2 protein-coding genes are annotated in these 1,263 nt (G+C 40.0%); one reads left to right on the top strand and one right to left on the bottom strand.

The genetic code is table 11. From position 1 onward, the window contains the following. The coding region (locus ACYVRH_RS12885) for an Rpn family recombination-promoting nuclease/putative transposase (RefSeq protein WP_461257301.1) at positions 1-924 on the top strand (924 nt) is incomplete at its 5' end. A gap of 132 nt (positions 925-1,056) precedes the next feature. Here ACYVRH_RS12885 and ACYVRH_RS12890 read toward each other — a convergent pair. Beyond that, the coding region (locus ACYVRH_RS12890) for a hypothetical protein (RefSeq protein ID WP_461257302.1) at positions 1,057-1,263 on the bottom strand (207 nt) is incomplete at its 5' end.

Genomic DNA, 1,263 nt, shown 5'->3' on the forward strand with positions numbered 1-1,263 from the left:
ACCCATATAGGGTATGTAGTTTTTAAAAAACCGTTTTGGGCGGTCAACTACAAATCTTATTTTGGAGGACATTTTATGGAAAATGTTAACCGAAACCACAAGAACAGCGTTTTTTCTTCACTGTTCAGTAACCCGGATGTCCTGCGAGAACTCTACTCGGCTATAGAGGGTATCCCTATTCCGCCGGATATACCTATTGATATTAATACCCTTTCAAACGTTCTTGTTATGAAGCAGATAAACGATGTCTCATTCTTACTAGACAAACGCCTTGTTGTGTTAATTGAACATCAGTCTACAATAAGTGAGAACATACCCTATCGCTTACTTGAATACACGACAAAAATATATCAGAAAATAGTCGATAAAGAAAAAAAGTATCAAAAAAATCTTGTGAAAATTCCCAAACCCGAATTTATCGTCTTGTACAACGGTACGGACGATTATCCCGATTATACGGAATTAAAGCTTTCCAACGCTTTTATGGATATCGAAGGGCTTAAATCGACCATTGATAAAATACCGTTGGAATTAATTGCACCTGTATACAATATAAACCACGGACATAATCCCGAAATATTAAAAAAGTGTGAAAGTCTGAATGGCTACAGCCTTTTTATAAACAAAATCAGGGAGTATCAGGCGAAAGGATTGACGCTTGAAGAATTGATAAACCCTGTGATAGAATACTGTATAAAGAATAATATACTGAAGGAGTATTTGGAAGCTCACGCTTCGGAGGTAGTAAATATGATTTTTGGTGAATATGATCGGGAAATGGATATAGCCGTGAACCGCAGGGAAGCGCACGAGGAAGGACGCGAAAAAGGCAGGGAAGAAGCTCGCGAAGAAGACCGTCAGTATTTCCTTGGGTTGTTAAATCAGGGATTGTCTGTCGAAGAAATTAAAGAGCGGCTTAATTAGCTTCGGAGGTAGTAAATATGATTTTTGGCGAATATGACAGGGAAATGGATATAGCTGTAAACCGCATATGGCTCCTTTAATTCGCTTTTTACTAAAAAAAACTACCTGTTTACCGCCCACACCCCGCCGCCGCTAATTACCGCTGTTACCGGGATCGCTATTAGCGTAAAAGTCCGCCAGAACTTTGAGCTTTGCGCGTATCTCGCCGATAAGGCTGACTGCTTCTTGTAGGTTTCTGACATTGCGGTTAGTTGTTTCCGTAAGTCCGCCAGTAAGTTCTCTTGCTCTTTGATTGTGTTCTCGTAACTGTTTATTAATTCCGCGCTCGCGTTCAAGTTC

The organism is Treponema sp. R80B11-R83G3 (assembly GCF_054786115.1).